Annotated in this window: 10 protein-coding genes; 4 read left to right on the top strand and 6 right to left on the bottom strand. The window is 72.1% G+C overall.

Translation table 11 applies throughout. The features are described from left to right. Positions 1-34 precede the first annotated feature (34 nt). Positions 35-9,271: a hypothetical protein gene (locus tag G6O68_RS27770; RefSeq protein ID WP_165252312.1), complete on the bottom strand. Its 9,237-nt coding sequence runs from the start codon at positions 9,269-9,271 to the stop codon at positions 35-37. A 1,206-nt stretch (positions 9,272-10,477) separates the two neighbouring features. On the opposite strand from G6O68_RS27770, the gene G6O68_RS27765 reads away from it, so the two are divergent. After that, positions 10,478-11,296 (top strand): hypothetical protein, encoded by an 819-nt coding sequence (locus G6O68_RS27765; RefSeq protein WP_165252310.1) that lies wholly within the window; start codon positions 10,478-10,480, stop codon positions 11,294-11,296. Between the two features lie 710 nt (positions 11,297-12,006). Next, positions 12,007-12,507 carry a phosphohistidine phosphatase SixA gene (sixA, locus tag G6O68_RS27760; RefSeq protein WP_165252308.1) on the top strand — a complete coding sequence of 167 codons (501 nt, stop codon included), beginning with the start codon at positions 12,007-12,009 and terminating at the stop codon, positions 12,505-12,507. A 49-nt stretch (positions 12,508-12,556) separates the two neighbouring features. Here the strand turns inward: sixA and G6O68_RS27755 are convergent, their stop codons facing one another. Together G6O68_RS27755 and G6O68_RS27750 are read right to left on the bottom strand one after the other, a co-directional pair. Next, positions 12,557-13,513 (bottom strand): DUF1559 domain-containing protein, encoded by a 957-nt coding sequence (locus tag G6O68_RS27755; protein ID WP_165252306.1) that lies wholly within the window; start codon positions 13,511-13,513, stop codon positions 12,557-12,559. 24 nt (positions 13,514-13,537) lie between these two features. Beyond that, entirely contained in the window at positions 13,538-14,764 is a 1,227-nt protein-coding gene (locus G6O68_RS27750) for a cytochrome-c peroxidase (RefSeq protein ID WP_206108228.1), read from the bottom strand. Between the two features lie 246 nt (positions 14,765-15,010). Here G6O68_RS27750 and G6O68_RS27745 point away from each other — a divergent pair, with 246 nt between their 5' ends. Continuing rightward, positions 15,011-17,377 carry a VIT domain-containing protein gene (locus tag G6O68_RS27745; RefSeq protein ID WP_165252304.1) on the top strand — a complete coding sequence of 789 codons (2,367 nt, stop codon included), beginning with the start codon at positions 15,011-15,013 and terminating at the stop codon, positions 17,375-17,377. Positions 17,378-17,440: 63 nt separating this feature from the next. Beyond that, positions 17,441-17,722, top strand: coding sequence for a hypothetical protein (locus G6O68_RS27740; protein WP_165252302.1), 282 nt, complete (start codon positions 17,441-17,443; stop codon positions 17,720-17,722). A 169-nt stretch (positions 17,723-17,891) separates the two neighbouring features. Here the strand turns inward: G6O68_RS27740 and G6O68_RS27735 are convergent, their stop codons facing one another. The 3 genes from G6O68_RS27735 to G6O68_RS27725 all read right to left on the bottom strand — a co-directional run. Then, positions 17,892-18,488 (bottom strand): hypothetical protein, encoded by a 597-nt coding sequence (locus G6O68_RS27735; protein ID WP_165252300.1) that lies wholly within the window; start codon positions 18,486-18,488, stop codon positions 17,892-17,894. 123 nt (positions 18,489-18,611) lie between these two features. Beyond that, on the bottom strand, positions 18,612-19,166 hold the full coding sequence (locus G6O68_RS27730; RefSeq protein WP_165252298.1) for a hypothetical protein: 555 nt from the start codon (positions 19,164-19,166) through the stop codon (positions 18,612-18,614). 29 nt (positions 19,167-19,195) lie between these two features. Beyond that, positions 19,196-19,841, bottom strand: a 646-nt coding sequence (locus tag G6O68_RS27725) for a serpin family protein (RefSeq protein ID WP_165252296.1), incomplete at its 5' end; no start/stop codon positions are given.

Below are 19,841 nucleotides of genomic sequence, written 5' to 3'. Positions count from 1 at the left end.
GCAACGTCTCACGGTTCATCAAAGGATCGAAACCTCACAGGTTGGTGATGGGACCGTGGATGTCGTTGTCGCTCGTGGACGCCGCGTTGAAGGCGACCGTCGTGTTCTTCTTCGTCGACCCTGCGACGGTCAGGAACAGGCCCCCGCCGACGCCCTTGCCGCCGGCGCCGTTCACGCCCAGCAAGCCCCCGGAGCCGGCCGAGCCGCCGATCGCCTGGTTGCCGGCGAAGAACGCGCCGATGGCCGCGTCGATCAGGTCGACCGCGGCGACCCCGGAGACGTGCACGCCGCCGCCGTAGCCGTTGCCCCCCGCGCCGCCGACGCCCTTGAAGGCCGCGCTCCCGCCATTGCCCCCCCGGGCCGTGTTCGACACGACCGAGCCCCCCTTGAACGTCAGCCTGCCGCCGGCGACCCCGATGCCGCCGCCGAGGGCGTCGCCGCCCGCGCCGCCGGTCCCGCCGGTGGCCGCGCCGCCGCCGTTGCCCCCCTGCGCGACGTTCCCGGAGACGGTGGTCCCGGTGACCGTGGTCGTCCCGGCCGAGGCCAGGCCGCCGCCGGTCGCGGAGCCGCCGGCGCCGCCGGCCATCCCCGCCCCGCCGCTCCCCCCGGAGCCGCCGAGCGCCTGGTTGTTGCCCAGGGACGAGGCGTCGATCGTCGCCACGCCCGAGAGGATGGCCACGCCCCCGCCGGCCGCGGCCCCGCCGGCCCCGCCGGCCTTGATCGTGCCGGCTCCCCCCGCGCCTCCTCGGGCCGCGGTGAAGGTGACCGTGAACTTGCTCAGGCTCAGGCCGCCCCCCTGGCGGAGCCCGCCGGCCGCGAGGATGCCGCCGCCGATCGCCGAGCCGCCCGCCCCCCCGGTCCAGCCGGAGCCGCCGTTGCCGGCGTTGGCGTTGCCGAGCGACATCGAGCCCTCCGCCAAAGTGATCGACCCCAGCGAGGCGACCGACCCGCCCAGCGCGTCGCCGCCGTCGCCGCCGTCGCCGCCCACGCCCGCGCCGAAGCCCCGGCCGCCGTTGCCGGCGTTGCCGCCGATCGCGTCGTCGAAGAGGAAGCTGGCGGTGGTGGCCTTGAAGTTGAGCGCGACGTTCAGGATGGCGCCGCCGCTGGCGTCGCCGCCGTCCCCGCCGTCGCCGCCGTTCGTCCCCCCCTGCGGCGAGGGCCCGCCGTTGCCGCCGTTCCCGCCGGCCCCGCCCACGGCCCGGTCGCTGCTGAACGAGCTGGGGGCCGCCAGGGTGAAGCCGTCGCCCTGGTTGGCGATCGCGCCCCCTCCGGCCGCGCCGCCGTTCCCGCCGTCGCCGCCGTCGCCGCGGATCCGGGAGTCGCCGCAGTAGGCGCCCCCCGCCCCGCCGGCGCCGCCCGCGCCGCCGTTGGCCTGGTCGTTCGTGAACGCCGCCTGCGCCCCGACCGAGAACCCGGCTCCCTGGTTGAAGATCGCCCCGCCGGTCGCGGAGCCGCCGTCGCCGCCGTCGCCGCCGTTCCCGCCGACGCCGGGGTCGTTGTAGCCGGTGAAGAAGGTGAAGCCCCCCTTGCCGCCGTGGTCGCCGCCGGCGCCGCCGGCGCCGCCGTTCGCCCGGTTGCCGACCAGCTTGTAGAAGGCCGGGATCACGAAGTTCGCGGCCGTGTTGTCCAGGGCGCCCCCGGTCGCCGAGCCGCCGTCGCCGCCGGCCCCGCCGTTGCCGCCCATGCCGCCGTTTGCGTTGCCCGAGGCGGTCTGGCCGCCGTTGCCGCCGCCCTGACCTCCCTTGCCGCCGGCCCCGCCGATCGCCGAGTCGCGCGACAGGGCGTCGAACCGCGCCGCGATGTTGAACACGGTCGTGTAGAAACTGTTGATGGGGTTGCCGCTGGCGACCGCCGTGACCACGTCGCCCACCACGATCCGCAGCGGCGTCTGGTCGACCACCGGATGGTTGCGGATCGCGCCGCCGCGGGCCGACCCGCCGTCGCCGGCCGCCCCGCCGTCGCCCCCCGTGCCGCCGTTGACGTTCTTGCCGGCGGTGACCCCGCCGTTGCCGCCGCCGAGGCCCCCGGCGCCGCCGGCCCCGCCGATCGCCGAGTCGTCGGTGAGCAGCCCGAGGGTGATGCTCATGTTGACCCGCTGATAGATGGAGACCGGGACCACGTTGGCGACCCCGACGTATTCGGTCGGATAGGCGTTGCTCAGGGTGCTGAACTTCGCGATCACGAAGCCGTCGCCCGTGTTGTCGATCGCCCCGCCCGACGCGTCCCCGCCGTCTCCTCCGGCGCCGCCGGCCCCGCCGACGCCGCCGTTCGAGTTGCCGACGCCCAGGTTCTGGCCGCCGTTGCCGCCGCCCAGCCCTCCGGCGCCGCCGGCCCCGCCGATCGCCTGGTCGTTCACGAGGTTCGCGTCGGCGATGGTCAGGTTGGCGACCGAGACGTTGAACAGCGGGCTGTACGGCGTCGCGGCGACCCGTCCGGCCACGACCACCCCGCCCGATTTGACCATGGTGATCGAGCTGAAGTCGGCGATGGTGAAGCCGTCGCCGCCGGGGAAGTCGCCGGTCCCTTCGCCGTCCTCCCGGCTGAGCCCGCCGTTGCGGATGGCCCCGCCGAGGGCGTCGCCGCCGTCCCCGCCCGCGCCGCCGTCGCCGCCGATCCCGCCGTCGGCGTCGCCCACTCCGCCGTTGGCCCCGCCGCCGCCGCCGACGCCGCCGGCCCCGCCCACGGCCTTGTCGCCGGAGAGTTCGCGGATGACGATGTTCGCCGTGCCGATCGAGATGTTGATCCGGGGCGTGGTGTAGGCCGCCACGGCCAGGGTGCTGAACTTGGCGACGATGAAGCCGTCGCCGCTGTTGTTCACGGCACCGCCCGCGGCGTCGCCGCCGTCGCCCCCCGCGCCGCCGTCGCCGCCGACCCCGCCGTTGGCGTGCAGCGTGGTCAGGGTCACGCCGCCGTTGCCGCCGCCGAGGCCGCCGTTCCCGCCGGCCCCGCCGATCGCCGAGTCGTCCGACAGCGTCGTGAGGTTGACGGTCAGCCCGCTCATAAAGACCTCGGGCCCGACCGTCGCGGCGGTGCTCGACCCGTTCGAGGAGTTCATCACCGTGCTGAAGACCGCGATGAGGAAGCCGTCGGCGGAGTTGTCGATCGCCCCGCCGTAGGCGTCGCCGCCGGATCCCCCCGCGCCGCCGTGGCCGCCGAAGCCTCCCGGCACGTCGAGGGAGATCGGGGGGCCGGGGTTGGGCGTTCCGGGGTTCTGCAGATAGACGCCGCCGTCGCCGCCGCCGGCCCCGCCCGCGCCGCCGGCCCCGCCCACGGCGGAGTCGCCGGAGAGGTTGCGCACGTTCAAGGTCGCGAAGTCCACGAAGAGCTTCTGGATCGAAGACTGCGAGTCGAACCGGCCGTCGACCGCGCTGAAGACGAGCGAGCGGAAGTTCACGCCGTCGTTGTCGACGGCCCCGCCGTAGGCGTCGCCGCCCCAGCCGCCGCCGCCGCCGTCGCCGCCGCGCCCGCCTCGGGCCTGGCCGATAACCGCGACGCCGCCGTTTCCGCCGCCGGCCCTGCCGACGCCCCCCGCGCCTCCCTGGGCCGAATTGTCGGACAGGTCGGTGACGTTGACCGTCAGCGAGAAGAGCCGCACGAGCGGGCTGGAGACGGCGGGCACGCTCGCGCCCCCGCCGCCGGACCACGGGGTCGCGCTGAAGATCGTCGAGAGGAAGTTCGCGCCGGAGTTGGCGACGGCCCCGCCGTAGGCGTCGCCGCCGTCCCCCCCCCAGCCGCCGTCGCCGCCGACGCCGCCGTCGGCGTTGCCGAGGCTCGCCGTGAGCCCGCCGTTGCCGCCGCCGGCACCGCCCGCGCCGCCGGCCCCGCCGATCGCCTTGTTCCCGGAGAGGGAGCGGACCCCCACCGTGAGGAACGTGAGCGGGCTGGGGGTCGCCGCGACGGCCCGCGTGGCGAGCGCGCTGTTGTTGGGGCCGCGCGAGCCCGCGAGCGTGCTGAACGCCGCGACGGTGAAGTTGGACCCGAAGTTCTCGACGGCCCCGCCGGCGGCGTAACCGCCGCCGCCGCCATCGCCGCCGCTCCCGCCGCGGCGGTTGCTGCCGTTGGCGTTGCCGCCCGAGGTGCTGAGCCCGCCGTTGCCGCCGCCGGCCCCGCCGGCGCCCCCCGCGCCGCCTCGGGCCGTGTTGTCGTCCAGCGCGTTGTACTGGACCGAGAAGGACAGGCCGGACGCCAGGCTCTGGGCGAGCAGGATCGGCGGGCCGAGATCGATCGTCGCGGTCGTCCTCAGCGAGCTGAATCCCAGCACGGCGAAGGACGAGGCGGAATTGTAGATCGCGCCGCCGGCGCCCGCTCCTCCCCATCCGCCGTCGCCGCCGTCGCCGCCGACCGGGCCGTTGGCCTCGGTCCCGATGAAGCTCAGGGAGCCGTCGTTGCCCCCGCCGCCGCCCGCGCCGCCGGCCCCGCCGGTCGCCGTGTTGGCGTTCAGGAGGTTCAGCAGGATCGACGACCCGAGCGCGCCAGGGCCCGCCGCCGGCGCCCCCCCGAGCGGGGTGAACGCCGAGACCGTGAAGGTCGACCCGGTGTTGTGGATCGCCCCGCCGAGGCCGTCGCCGCCGGCCCCCCCGCCACCGCCGTCTCCGCCGTCGCTCGAGCCCCGGCTGATCGTCCCGACGAACGACTGGACGGCCACCGTCCCGCCGGCCCCGCCGGCGCCCCCCGCGCCGCCGGCCCCGCCGGTCGCCGCGTTTCCGATCAGGAAATTGAGGTTGCCCGGGTCGAACTTCGCCCCGGGCGTCGCCTGGCCGATCGGGCTGGGGATGCCCTCGGCCGGCGGTGCGATGTTGTAGATCAGGTTGGCGCCGGTGTTGTAGAGGGCGCCGCCGAGGCCGTCGCCGCCCGCCCCGCCGTCGCCGCCGTCGCCGCCGAGGGCGGAGCCGCCGGCCGCGTTGCCGCGATAGGCCGTGACGCCGATCGAGCCCCCGAAGCCGCCGAGCCCGCCGCTCCCGCCGGCTCCGCCGATCACCGAGTTCGCATTCAGGGGGCTGTTCAGGATGACCGCGGCGGAAGACGTATTGTAGATCGCGCCGCCGAGGCCGTCGCCGCCGGCGCCGCCGGCCCCGCCCCGTCCGCCGTTCGCGTTGCCGCCCGAGGCGTTGCCGGACTGCGCGAGGATGGCGATCGATCCCCCGAAGCCGCCGAGCCCGCCGCCGCCGCCGGCCCCGCCCGCGGCCCGATCTCCCGTGAACAGGCCGTTCGTGATCGCCAGGCCCGACGCCGTGTTGTACAGCGCCCCGCCGCGGCCATCGCCTCCCCGCCCCCCCGCGCCGCCGGCGCCCGCGTTGGCGCTGCCGAGCGTGAAGCCGTTGGGGATGTCGCCCATGTTGATGATCGCGCCCGTGCCGCCGAGCCCCCCCGCGCCGCCGGCCCCGCCGGTCGCCGCGTCGTTCGCCAGGGTGCTCTGGACGATCCGCAGGCCGGTCCCCGAGTTGAAGACCGCGCCGCCCGAGCCGTGCCCGCCGGCCCCGCCGGCCCCGCCGGCGCCCCCGATCCCGCTGCTGAAAGGGATGCTGATGAGGCTGGCCACGAGGCTCCCCGCGCCGCCGGAGCCGCCGGCGCCGCCGGTCGCCGAGTTTCCGCTCAGCTCGCTCAACTGGACGAGCATTCCCGAGCCCGTGTTGAAGACGAATCCGCCCGAGCCGTCGCCGCCGCGGTTCCCCGCGCCGCCGGCCCCGCCGATCGCCACGACGAAGGGCGTCCCCAGCAGGCTGCCGATCAGGCTGCCGAGCCCCCCCGCGCCGCCGGCGCCGCCGGTCGCCGTGTTCCCGGTCGCCCCGCTCAGTGCCAAGATCTGGAGATTGGCCCCGGTGTTGTAGAGCGCGCCCCCCTGGCCCGCGCCGCCGAGCCCGCCGAGCCCGCCGGACCCGCCCGAGACGACGATCCCGGCGGCCTGATTCGTAGGATTCGTCGAGATGCTGCTCAGGGTGCCGCCGCCTCCCCCCGCGCCGCCGGCCCCGCCGGTCGCCGCGTTGGTCGTCACGACGGACGAGGCCGGCAACGCGAAATTGCCGGGCGCGTTCCAGATCCCGCCCCCCTGCCCCGCGCCGCCGGAGCCTCCCCGGCCCCCCGTCGCCCCCAGGACGTTCGCCGAGGCGCCGACGACCACGCCGCCGAGGAAGCTCGCCGAGCCCCCCGCGCCGCCGGCCCCGCCGGTCGCGCGGTTGCCGGTGAGGGTGAAGATCGCCGGGGTCGCGGCAGCCGTCGCCGCCGGGGCGACCGCCGTGGAGAAGGTGACGAGCGACGTGGGGTTGTACAGCCCGCCCCCGAGCCCCGAGCCGCCGGCCCCGCCGAGGCCGCCGTCGGAGCCGTTCGCCGCCCCCGCGTTCACCTTGATGTTGAGCGCGCCGCCGGCGCCCCCCGCGCCGCCGGCCCCGCCGGTCGCGGCGTTGCCGGTCATCGAGACCGGCAGGGACAGCACCAGCGTCGCCGGCAGCCGGGAGTTGGCGACGTTGTAGATGCCGCCGCCGGCCCCGAGGCCGCCCACGCCGCCGTTCCCGCCGACGCCCGCCTGGACGCCCGGATTGATCGCGGCGGGCTCGGGCGAGCTGTTGATCAGGAGGCCGAAGCCGCCCCCGCCGCCCCCCGCGCCGCCGGCCCCGCCGGTCGCCGCGTTCGCCTGGAACGTGCTGGCCGAGACCGTCGCGGCCGCGGCGTCGTTGAAGAGGCCGCCGCCGAGGCCGGCCCCGCCCGCGCCGCCGAGCCCGCCGTCGCCGTTGCGGGCGATCTGGGTGGTGCCGTCGAAGAGGAGCACCACGCCCCCCGAGCCCCCCTGCCCGCCGGCCCCGCCGGCCCCGCCGGCCGCCGCGTCGTTCGACAGGGTCGACCCGCCGATCGCGAGCTGCGGCCCGGAGTAGTAGATCCCGCCCCCCGCGGCCCGGCCGCCGGCCCCGCCGCTCGCGCCGTCGGCGGCCGTGGTGCTGCTGTTGACGGCGAAGTTGCCGGCGCCGCCGGCACCTCCGGAGCCCCCCGAGGCGGCCAGGGCCGACGACGTGCCGATGGTACTGTTCGATACGACGAGCGGCGCGCTCACGACGTAGAGCCCGCCGCCCGAGGCGTCGCCGCCGACGCCGCCGACGCCGCCCGCCCCGCCGTTGCCGACCGCGAGGGTCTTGAACGCCAGGATCGTCAGCCCGTCGTTCGCCGCCGAGCCGCCGGCCCCGCCCCCGCCGCCCGACCCGCCGACGGCCTGCGAGCCGCTGATCTGGCTGTTCACGAAGCCGACGCCCCGCCCCGAGGCGAACACCGCCCCGCCCCGGGCGTCGCCGCCGTCGCCGCCGCGACCGCCCGTCCCGGCGGCCCCGCCGATCCCGCCGACGCCGTTGATGATCGGGTTGTCGGTGATCGTCGTGTTGGTGGTGACCTTGGTCTCCACGCTCGTCCCGACGGGCACGAAGAGGCAGAACTCCACGACCACGGTGATGTCCACGTTCACGTCGACCGTGACCGTGATCGTGTCGAGGATCTGGGCCCCGAAACCGCCGCCGGCGCCCGAACCCGCGTTCCCCGCGGTGCCCCCCGCGCCCGCGACCGCCTGGGCCGTGGCGATCGTCGTGCCGTTGATCGCGACGACGTTCGCGCTCGTCTCGTTGTTGGAGACGTACACGGCCCCGCCCTCGGCCCGGCCCCCGACCCCACCGGCCCCGCCCGCGCCGCCGCTCCCGCCGTTGCCCCCCTTCCCGCTCCGGTCCGCGGACTGGACGGAGAAGTCGAAGTCCGAGATGCAGTCCGTGCAGATCTCGCCCGTCTCCCGATTGCGGACCTCCTGCACGCCGTTGGCCGCGACCAGCAGGTCGCAGACCTGCTCGGCGTCGGCCCCGACGCTGATGTCGACGTTCACGGTGACGTTCACGGTCAGCGAGAAGTCAAAGCCGCCGCCGCCGGCCCCGGCGTTCCCGCCGGACCCCGCGGCGCCGCCGGCCCCGGCGACGGCCTGGTCCGCCGTCATCTGCGACCCCGCGATCACGACGTTGCCGCCGGCCGAGAAGATCCCGCCGCCGAGCGCCGCGCCCCCGGCGCCCCCCGATCCGCCGGCCCCGCCGTTGCCGCCGTGGCCCCCCGCGCCGTTGATCGGGTCGGCCAGGGTGTTCACGACGAACGAGAAGGCGACCTCGAACCGCGTCCCCGATCCGCCGGCCCCGCCGGCGCCGGCGTTCCCGCCGCGCCCGCCGGCCCCGCCCCGGGCCTGGTCGGCCGAGATGATGCTCGCGGCCGCCGACAGGTTCCCGCTCGCGACGTAGATGCCGCCGCCGAGGCCCGACCCGCCCGCGCCGCCGGACCCCCCGTTGCCGCCGCGGCCGGCGTCGCCGCCGTTGCCCCCCTGGCTGCTCCCGCTCCGGTCGGCGATGTTCGCGGAGAGCGAGCCGACCCCCCCGGCGCCCCCCGCGCCGCCGAGCCCGCCGTGGCCCCCCGGCCCGCCGACCGCCAGGTTCGACGTGACCAGGGTCCGGGTCGCCGTGAGGGACCCGCCCGCGAAATAGACGCCGCCGCCGTATCCCGAGCCGCCGGAGCCGCCCGAGCCCGCGTTGGCTCCGTTGCCGGCGTCGCCGCCGTTGCCCCCCGCGCCGGCCGTCGTCAGGCTCAGGGTGCCGTCGCCCCCGGCGCCTCCGTTGCCGCCGGCACCGCCCGAGCCCCCCGGGCCGCCGTACGAGGCGTTCGACGCCAGGGTGCTGTCGGTCAGCGTGAGGTCCCCCCCGGTCAGGAAGATCCCGCCCCCGAAGGCCTGGCCGCCGGAGCCGCCCGCCCCCCCGCTCCCGCCGCTCGTGCCGTTCGTCCCGTTGCCTTGCGTGCTGTCGGTCCCGTCGACCCCGTTGGCCCCGGCGGCGCCGATCGAGCCGGGCGAGCCCTTGGCCTCGTTGCCGACGAGGATCACGTCGGTCAGGCTCAGGTCGGCCGAGCTGGCGTAGACGCCGCCCCCCCGACTCCCGTTCGGCGAGCTGCTCGTCGCCCGCCCCTGGGTGATCGTCAGGCCGGCGATCGTCACGTCGATCAGGGCGGTCGCCGCGATCCCGGGCGCCGGCTGCGCGGGGGCGACGAGGATCACCCGCGAATTCAACGCCGCGCTGATCGTCAGGCGATTCGACCCCGGGCCGATGATGGACACGTCCCGGGAGATCACCAGCTCGCCGGTGGTGAGCGTGATCGTGCGGCCCACGAGCGCGTTGTCGAACCGGATCACGTCCCCCGCGGCCGCCGCCGCGATCTGGCCCCGCAAGGACCCCGGGCCCGCGTCCGCGACGCTGGTGACGATCAAGGTCGCCATCAGGGTCCGATCCTCGAGATCGAGCAGGATCGGCCGGAACCCGCCCGCGGCCCTGGCCCGGTCGCCACGAGAGCCTCCGCGACGAGCCTGTGACGAGCCGCCCTGACGCCGCCGGGAAACGGAAAGGGACATGGGAGGATCTCCTTGTGACCTCGGCCGACGCCGGCCGAACCGCTGCTCGTCTGGGGACGCCTCCTTCCTTGGATCGACCGACAGGATCCGGGCCGGACGCAGGCGCGACCATGCGCCTCGCTCGGTCGTCGCGAGTACGGGGCGAGAGGCCCGGCGCAGCCTCGGCGCGGCGGGGCCTCCCCCTGCGATGGATCGGCGGCCTCGCCCGCGAAGGGAGGTGCGGGCGGCCGCTCGTCAAGGTGTCTTCAGGCGCGCTTCGCCCTTGCGACTCGTCCGACCGAGAGGTCCCGATCCTCGTCGAAAGGAATTAGTTTCCAATATGTCCTGATTCCATAAGACTCATCATGTCTGAGCGAATCAGGCTATCAAGGGACCAGCATGTTTCCTCATCAGGCATATCGACTGATCAGTTAATCGTCGCGCCCGAGGCGAGTCAAACGAAATCTAACTTTTATTTCGAAACGCCGGATTTCTTTTCCGAACGCTTCGGACTGGCGGAATCGAACGCGGCCCCGCGGCGGCCGACCGGGGTGCCCGCCCCTGGGCCCGTCGTCGGCGATTCCGCCTGCCGACCGCCCGACCGCGTGGGGTTTTCGAACCGCCCGGTCGCCCAAAACACCTGCAAGGGGAGATTTTGCATCGAAGGTTGCCCGAGTTCGACTAAAATGACCCTGCCAGATCGTCACGCTTGGGTTGGTGCCAGGTTCGGGCCGCGTCGGCTTGACAGCGGGGGCGGTGGTTGCAATTGTGCATTTGCGATCGCAAGGGGAGGATGAGGAACTTGTTCGTGCCCCTAGGCTCTGCTGCGGGGCGCGGCCTCGCCTCGCGGCGGAGTTTCCGGAAGCCCTCGCTTCCCCATCCCCGAGCGGTCGTCGACCGCGAAACCGACCGGTCCCGCCTCAGCCCATCGGCCCGGGCCTTCAGGGAGCATCCTCGATGAATCGTGCGCTCGCGGTTGCGAAAGGATTGTTGATCGTTTCCGGCATTCTCGGGGCGCGGGGGGCGCAAGGCGGGTCGTTCACGACCGTTGACGTCCCGGGGGCCACGTCGACCGTCCTTGAGGGGGTGAACGAGATGGGGGTCGCTGTCGGCACCTACGCGGTCGGCGGGACTTCGCACGGCTTCATCCGCCTGGCCGACGGCTCGATCTCCGCTTTCGACGTGGCGGGAGCCCTGTCGACCTACGGGAAGGGGATCAACGACGGCGGGACCGTCGTCGGCTATTTCGACACCGGGCTGGGATTCGGCGGGTATGAGCGGGGCGTCGACGGGACGATCACCCCCTTCGTCGTCCCGGGGGCGGTCGCGACCTACGCCGGGGCCGTGAACAACCTCGGGCAGATCGCCGGGACTTATTCGCTCAGCGGCGCCTTCGACTTCCACGGCTTCATTCGCGCGGCGGACGGCACATTCTCGACGTTCGACGTCCCCGGCGCGTCCTGGACGTACGCGCAGGGCATCAACGACCAGGGGGAAGTGTCGGGCTTCTACTTCGACGGCCTGACGTTCTACGGCTACCTTCGCGCCAGCGACGGCGGCATCACGACGTACGCCGTCGAGCAGAGCATGGCGACCTTCGGGACCGGTCTCAACGACGTCGGGACGGCCGTGGGATATTCGGTCGTGAGCTTCTTCACCAGCAGCGGATTCGTGACGATCGCCACCGGCCTCATCAGAGACGTCGACGGCGCGATCACGAGCGTCGTCGTCCCGGGAGGCTCCTCGACGTACGTCTCGGGGATCAACGACCGCGGCCAGCTGGTCGGCAGCTACGTGGTGAACGGCGTCACCCACGGGTTCATCACGCCGGTCCCTGAACCCGGCGGGTGCCTCCTCCTCGCGACCGGGGCCCTGGGCGCCCTGGCCGTCGGCCGCGCTCGGCGACGCGGTTGACCTCCCGGTCGTCCGGGAAAGGCAAACGGCCCCGGCTTCGAAAAGCCCGGGGCCGTTCTCATTCACGGCCGAAGAGAACTCCTGGAAAAGCGAGCGTGGCCCGTCGCGGTCTCGATCGACGCTTCGGCCAACCAGCGGCCTGGCGATCCGACAGGGTCCTGCCCTCTTCCGCTCGCATTCGGCCTTCCACCCCTGGAAGACGCCCACTTCCGCCCACTCCCGGAAGCGGCGGCGGGCCGAGCTGCTGGTTCAGAGACCGGCAGCGTCCGGGGCTTTCCACCGGCCCCCCGTGCGGAGCACGAAGAAGGTCGCGTCCATCGCCGGCCGTGCGTGGGACGGCCTGGGCCATGGCTGCAACCTCCTGGAGCGGCGTCCTTTCGCTTCGGGAGAGCCGACTCAATCACCGCCTACCGAGATTGGATCGAAACCGGGTGGCCTTTGTCAGTTCGGAAACGACCGTCGCGGGCTCGGCCGCGGCTTCCTTCGTCCCGGAGCGTCAGGCCAAGGCCCCCTCCCGATCCTTCCCCTGCAGCGCCTCAGGGGCTAGGATCCTCCTGCCTCCTATCGTCGCGGCGCTTCGTCCACTAGCCTTCGGAAACCACGGGCGTGCGCGTCCGGCCACCGCGGCCTCCTCGCTCGCCTCGTCCGATGTCGCGTCGTCCAACGGCGTCGATCACGCCGATTTCCCGGGAAACAAGAAAGACGTCATCATGTGGGAATTGTACATCGTCCGCCACGGGATCGCCGTCGAGCACGGGACCCCCGGGATCCCCGACGACGAGCGCCCGCTGACCGCCAAGGGGGAGCGTCGGATGCGCGAGGTCGCCCGCGGCCTGGCCGCCCTGGACCTCCCCGTCGACCGGATCGTCACGAGCCCCCTGCCCCGCGCGAAGCGGACGGCCGAGATCCTCGCCGAGGGCCTGGGCATGGCCGGCGTGATCGAGGTCGCCGCCGTGCTCCACGCCGACTCGACCGCGCGCGACGTGGCCGAATGGCTGGGCCTCCAGCCCGAGGCCCCGCTCATGATCGTCGGCCACAACCCGACGCTCGACGAGCTGCTCGGCCTGCTCCTGCTGGGAGACCCCCACGCCATGCCCTTCACCTTCAAGAAGGGCGCCGTCGCCGCCCTCCGCCGCCCCTCGCGCGACGCCGACCGCCACGCCCTCCGCTGGCTGGCGACGCCCCGGCTCCTGCGGAAGCGGGAGGATTAAGCCGGGAAGGAGGGCCTCGGGCGGCGGTCCGGACCGCGCGATCTCGACGTCAGTGCGCGTCCGCCGAGATGATCTCGCCGCCCGAGCGGGTGAGGAGGGCGGCGTAGGTCTCGATGGCCACGGTCTCCTTGATGAATCGGGTGGAGCCGTCGGCCAGGAGGATGTTGGCCCCGCCGGGGTGGAAGGCGTAGGTGGCGTAGACGTTGGAGCAGTTGACGGCGCATCGGCCCTTGTTGACGACGCCCCCCTGGTCGTAGCCGCGGATGCTGAAGGCGTTGGGCTCGCCCCAGCCGCAGAGGATCGAGCTGTTGGCGGTCGTCAGCCCGGAGCCGGGCACCTTCTTCAACCCCGCCCGCCAGATCTGCGGACGCCCGGCGGACTCCACGATCAGGATCGTGTTGCTGGTGCCGTCGGTGATCTCGGCCACGTTCCGCCGGCCGGCCGTATTGTTCCCCTGGAGCACGCCGTCGGTGCTGAAGGGCGGGCCGCTGTTCATGACCGAGGGCGCCGCCCATAGGTTGGACGAGATCCCGGTGCTCGCCGCGTAGTCGGCCGCCGCGGCCGGCCACTTGTCCATCCCCGGCCCCGGCACGGCGAGGAACGCCGGGTTCATCCGGGGGGACTCGGGCGTGGACGGGCACATGAAGACCGCCAACGGATAGGAGATCGCCGTGCTGTTCGGCGGCGTGTTGTAGTTGACGTCGATGTTGTAGAGGTTGAACAGGTTCACCTGCTCCATGTACGGGATGATCTGCGCCCCCCAGTAGCGGGTGACGGGCCTCGTCTCGTTCATCGGGAAGCTGTTCATCGCCGTGTGGACGTTGTGCATCCCCAGCCCGAGCTGGCGGAGATTGTTGGCGCACTGCATGCGCCGGGCGGCCTCGCGCGCCGCCTGGACGGCCGGCAGCAAAAGCGCGATCAGGACGGCGATGATGGCGATGACCACGAGCAGTTCGATCAGCGTGAACGCGCGACGAAACGGGGGACGGTGCGGGCCGGCGGGCATTCTCGATCTCCGAAGGCGGGGGGTTCAGCGGGGGCGGGCGACTTCGAGGCCGGGGAGCGCGGGGGCCCGGACGCGGAGCCTGGGCTCGGCGAGCGACTCCAGGAAGGCCCGGAGGTCGCCCAGCTCCTGCTTGTTCAGGCCCAGGGGCTTGAGCAGCGGGGACTTGGTCGGGAAGAGCGGGTCGTCGGCCTGCTCGGGCTTGCGCTTGAGGGTCGCCATGCCGGCGTTGTACATGTTCAGGACGCCGGAAAGCTCGAACAGGCCGTTGTGCATGTAAGGCCCCGTCGCCGAGATGTTGCGGAGGCTCGGCGTGCGGAACCGGCCGACGTCCTCGGGCTTCCCCGTGGCCTTGTACCGCCCCAGGTCCTCCAGCTCTCGGCCGTAGTAGCTGAGGCCGAGGTCGTGGAACTTGCCGTCGCTGAAGGCCGGGCCGTTGTGGCAGTTGAGGCACCGGGCCTTGCCCCGGAAGAGGTCCAGCCCCAGCACCGCCTCGTCCGAGAGCGCCTCGCGATCGCCTTTCAGGAACTTGTCGAACGCGCTGCGGCCCCCGACGACGGTCCGCTCGAACGCGGCGAGCGCCCTGGCCGTGGACTCGACGTCGACCCGGTCGGACCCGAAGGCCCCGTGATACGCCTCGCGGTACTCGGGGACGGCCGCCAGCGACGCGACGATCGACTCGGGCGTCGCGCTCATCTCGGACGGGTTGAGGATCACCTGCCGCGCCTGGTCCTCCAGGCTCTCGGCCCGGCCGTCCCAGAACAGCGCCGGCATGAACGCCAGGTTCATGATGCTCGGCGAGTTCCGCCTCAGCGGCTCGCGGCGGTGGCCATAAGCCGTGGTCCGGCCGTCGGCCCAGCCCAGGTCCGGGTCGTGGCAAGAGGCGCAGGCGAGTTGGCCGCTGCCCGAAACGCGGGGATCGAAGAAGAGCTTCTTGCCCAGCTCGGCCTTGGCCTGGCTCGGCGGGTTCTCCGCCGGAGCCGGTGGCGCCGGCAGGAGGCCCAACTCCCGCCAATCGACGCCCGGGTCGACCTGCGGCGCGGGCCATTCGCCCGACGACTTGAAGTAGGCCTCCCGCAGCGTCGCGGCCCTCGCCCGACGCTCCTCAGCCGAGGCGGGCGGCGGCGGGACGGGCTTCGGGTCGGCCGGGGATTCGGCCCCCTTCGCGAGCGACGCGGCCGCCCCCATGCCCAGCGCCACGAACATCGGCCACGATCGCGGGCCGACCTTGCGAACTCGACTGCGCTCCATCATCAAGCGGTTCCCGCCGGCCTCCGAACCCAACCTTGTTGAACCTGAGTCTCAATCGCTGCGTCGGTCATCCTAGCGAAATCGGTGTGATCCTTCAAGGAGCTGGGCGGCCTCGTCCGCCCGAGTCGGCCGACGGAGATTCGGAGAATCCTGGGGACCGGCTCCTCAGAAACCGGACGCTGGTGCGTCTAACGGGGAGGAAGACCTCTGGATCTCTTTCCGATACGGGCGTCGCCCGGGGAGTCGGCCATGAGTGCGGGACGGAACGTCGCATCGGGGCGGGTGGTGACGGCCTTGCTGCTTGCGGCGGGGCTGGGGGCGGGCGTGAGGGCGAACGCGCAGGGCTGGATCATCGACCGACGCCCCACGGTGCCGATCCGGCGGTCGTTCGAGATCCGCGAGGTCGCCGTCGACGCCACGGTGCGCGACCAGGCGGCCGAGGTGCGGGTCTCGCAGACGTTCTACAACCCCGGGTCGACGGATCTGGAGTCCGAGTACTTCTTCCCGATCCCCGAGGACGCGGTGGTCGAGAACCTCGTACTGATGGTCGACGGCAAGGAGCTGCCCGGCCGCCTGCTCGGCAAGGACGAGGCCCGCCGCATCTACGAGGAGATCGTCCGGGGCAAGCGCGACCCCGCGCTCCTCGAATACATGGGCCGGGGCCTCTATCGGACCAGCGTCTTCCCGATCCCGGCCGGGGCCGAGCGCAAGGTGCTGCTCCGCTACACGCAGCTCTGCCGACGCGACCGGGACGTGGTGGAGTTCTCGTACCCGCTCTCGACCCAGAAGCACGCGGGGAAGGCGATCCAGAAGCTGAACGTGCGGGTGGCGATCAGCAGCAAGGACTCGATCAAATCGGTCTTCTGCCCGAGCGACGACGCCCGGATCGACCGCGCCGGCGACCACGACGTCCGCGTGAGCCTGGAGCGGTCGAACGTCGAGTCGGCGAACGACTTCCGGGTTGTCTACACGCTCGCCGAGGGGGCGCTGGGGGCCTCGGTCTTGAGCTACCGGCCGTCGGCCGGCGACGACGGCTACTTCCTCGTCTTGGCGAGCCCGGAGGTCAAGGCGGCCGACGCCAAGCCGCTTCCGAAGACGGTCGTCTTCGTGCTCGACCGCTCGGGCTCGATGGCGGGCAAGAAGATCGAGCAGGCGCGCAAGGCCCTGGGCTCGGTCCTCGACAACCTCCGCGACGACGACCTGTTCAACATCGTGGTGTACGACGACCGGGTGGAGACCTACAAGCCCGAGCTGCAGCGATACAGCTCCGAGGCCCGCGCCGAGGCCCGGCGGTTCGTCGACAACATCCGCGAGGGGGGGAGCACGAACATCGACGCCGCGCTGCGGACGGCGGTCGACCTGATCCGCGACGACTCGCGGCCGAGCTACGTCCTGTTCCTGACCGACGGCCTCCCCACGGCCGGCGAGACCAATGAGCTGAAGATCGCCGACGCCTGCAAGAAGGCCAACGTCCGCAAGGCGCGGGTGTTCAGCTTCGGCGTCGGCTTCGACGTGAACGCCCGGCTCCTCGACCGCCTGAGCGCCGGGAACAGCGGCGCCAGCGAGTACGTCAAGCCGGACGAGGACATCGAGGCCCACGTCGCCCGCTTCTACTCCAAGATGACCAGCCCCGTGCTGACCGCCTTGAAGATCGAGTTCGCCGACTCCGACGTGAACCGCGCCTACCCGCGCGAGCTTCCCGACCTCTTCGACGGCGGCCAGATCGTCCTGGCCGGTCGCTATCGCCGCTCGGGGCCGACGAAGCTGAAGGTGGCGGGCAAGGTCGGCGGCGAGTCGCGTTCATTCGAATTCCCCGCCGAGCTGGCCGAGGCCGACCGGGGGACGACGTACCGCTTCGTCGAGCGGATCTGGGCCGTGCGGCGGATCGGCGACCTCATCGACCAGATCGACCTTCAGGGGGAGAACAAGGAGCTGGTCGAGGAGCTGGTCCGGCTGAGCACCCAGTACGGCGTGATGACCCCCTACACCTCGTTCCTGGCCGACGAGACCACCCCCCTGCACGCCCGGGCCGAGAACGTCTCGCGCGCCGGCGTGGCCCTCCGCGAGCTGAGCGCCGTGAGCGGCGAGTCGGGCGTGAACCAGCGCGGCCTGAAGAACTACTACCGCGAGGCCCAGCAGGTCGACTCCCTCGCCCTCTCCGACGCCGCCCTCAGCCGGGGCTTCAGCTCGTCCGGCTCGGGCATGATGGGATCGATGGCGGGCGTGGGCCAGGCACCCGCCCAGCAGGGCCAGTCCGCCGCCAAGGCCACGCCGGGACGCCGCTCTAGCGGCCCCGGTATGATGGGAATGGGCGGGATGATGGCCGGCATGGGCGGCCGCCCGCGCGACCAGGCCCCGGCCCCGGAGGCGAAGGAGACGGTCCGCCAGGTGGGCGCCAAGACGTTCTACCTGAAGGAAGGCCGCTGGGTGGACTCGGCCGTGAAGCCCGAGGACGAGGCCGCCGCGAAGGTCGTCCGCCAGTTCAGCGACGACTACTTCAACCTCGCCCGCGCCCAGTCGTCCGACTGGAACCAGTACCTTACCTTCACCGAGCCCGTGATCGTCAAGCTCGCCGACGCCGTCTACCGCATCGACCCGGCCGAGGCGACGCGGTGAACGGGGCCGGTCGTGGTACAATTCGCGCGGTGAGAACACGGAGCGACTCGTAAGGAGGATCCGATGCCGACGCGAAACGCCCCGACCGGCGCGTCCGTCCTGAGCCGAGCCCTGGAGGCCAAGGGGGGCGAAATGCCCCCCGACGGGGCTCGGTTCATCCTGAACCTCGGCATCCGGGACGAGGACAAACGTCGAGCCCTCGACCTGCTGGCAAAGCAGCAGGAAGCCCCCCTCACGGCCGAAGAGGGGGAAGAGCTGGAATCCTTCGTCCAGGCGGACAACGTCCTGTCCATCCTCAGGGCTCAGGCCCTCCTCGCCCTGAAGAAGGCGGGCCAACGGCCTTGACGCCTGCATCCCTTGAACGCATCGTCCGGGAGCGCGCCGGCGACCGTTGCGAGTACTGCCCCACCTCCGCCTTCATCCTGCTCCACTCCCTCGTCGAGGCGATCCTGGCCCACCGGTCAGGCGGGGAGTGGCCTTCGCTGATCCCGCCAGCGCGTGAACGGCTACGCAGTCACTCAGCGAGATCGACATCCGGCCGAAGGATTCTGTGGATGCGATACATGAAATGCCTATTCGACCTGGACGAAACGACAAGCGAGAGATCGCGGTCGGCCATGGGCACATAAATCCAATCCAACACGGAAACAAATCGATTAACGAGCTTCATGCAAACGACATAATCGTAACAATTGCAACCCGTACACGAGGAATACATGGTAGCAAGAATATCCATCGAGGTAAAGGCGGGGATAACCATAGTGAAATATGCCATACCCGCATACGCCCCATGCTCTAACGCATACTCCTGATTCTCCCCCTCAGCCCAAAGCTTGAAATCCTTCGAGATATCGCTGTCTTCGGGTTCGAGGTATGGTTGCCCCGTTTCGTCAACCTCCGGAACGCTGTTGCCCCAGATTCCGACGGGCTGTCCCAGGCCCGCGGAAATCCGCCTGAGAACCTCCGCATCTTGGTCGCAAATGATGTAGCAAAGGCCTTGCAGATCCAGGCACAACTCTTTGACATAGTTTTCGATTTCGAGTTGCAATCGTTCTGCCTCAGGGTCCGCACGTGCGACGGGGCCATGAATGTTCGTAATGAACGTTTTCATGTTTAGCATGACTCCTGAAGCGTGTCTGGTGCGATGCCCCGTCGGAGTCGAGGTTGGCCCCGTCGTGCCGCGTCCTGGCCCCAAACGACGGCTCGGCGGCCCTCAAGTCGAGCCGCTCAGGACTCAGGGCCCCGCGAGCCATTCCGGCACGACGCGCAAGGATTCATCGCCTTCCTCATCCGTTACGAGTCCGCCGACCACCTCCCGGAGTACGACGATCGCGGCCTCGCGGGTCAAGTCCCGCCAGGCTTCGATCGTCTCGTGCAGCCGAGAGACGTACTGGTCGGACTCCGGGAACTGCTGCGGACCGGCCGCGGCCAGGTGTCGGATCAATCGCCCGTCGTCGGGCAAGGCGTAGCCGTAGACCTCGAAGCGGTCGCCGTAAAGGACGACGGGCGGAGGGCCGCCGGGCGGGGCGAGCCAGCGGACGAACAGGTCGCCCATCGACCACAGGTCGGACCACTCCACGTACGCGAGGACCGGAGGCCCGACGGCGTTGGCTCGCAAGCGGTCGGCGAAGGCGTCGACCTGGAGGCGGACCTCCGGCGGCCATTGGTCGCTCGACCATTCGTCGGCCGAGGCGGGGTGACGCGCGATGTTCCAGTCCCGCAATCGCCGCATGACGACGCCAGCCGACACTCCGCCGAACTTCGCGACCGTGATGCGTTGCGAGGCCATGGCATCATCTCCGATTACCGACGCTTCGGTCAGCGGCCGTCTGCGGAGCCCGGCACCACATCGCCCGATTCGGACGGGTCCACGACCCGGCCCAGGAACACGATGCAACCGGATCGCGTGTCCCGGATCAGGAAGACGAACGGGTGGTCGGCTCGGAAGACGGGCGGCTCGTCCCCGAAGGCGTCGGGATTGATGAAGTTCATCGCCGCGGCCGCCTCGATGCCCTCTTCATGAACGTCGAGCAGGGTCGCATGCCGAGCCGCGGCGAGGAAGAGATCCCCGCTCTCGCCGTTGATCGCCGAGAAGTCGGCCCGGCCGTCGAATGCCAGGGGCATACCCATTTCCGAGAGCAAGACATCGAGCGCCACTTCCGCACGGATCCGGAATTTCGGCAGCGCGATGAGGATCTCCTCGGGCCGACGAAACCTGGGCCACCAGGATTCCAGCGTCTCCGTCGTCAGGCCGGCTTCGAGTTCGGCCAGCCCACCGTCCTGGCGAGGCAGCAGCACCACCATCTCGAACTGGCCGCCGGACCCGCAAGGCAGTTGCAAGGCCTGGAACGACCCGCCGTCATAGTAGCCGTGGGCGAGCGCGTGCGAATCCACGTGCATCATCGGGACGTCGACGGCCTCGCCCGCCCTCACGCGGAAGGCCTCCGAGCGAGTGCGTTCTCGG

It is taken from the genome of Paludisphaera soli (genome assembly GCF_011064595.1).
Lineage (GTDB): Bacteria > Planctomycetota > Planctomycetia > Isosphaerales > Isosphaeraceae > Paludisphaera > Paludisphaera soli.
The sequence above is the reverse complement of the archived record's forward strand: the minus strand, read 5'-3'. Positions and strand labels throughout refer to the sequence as shown.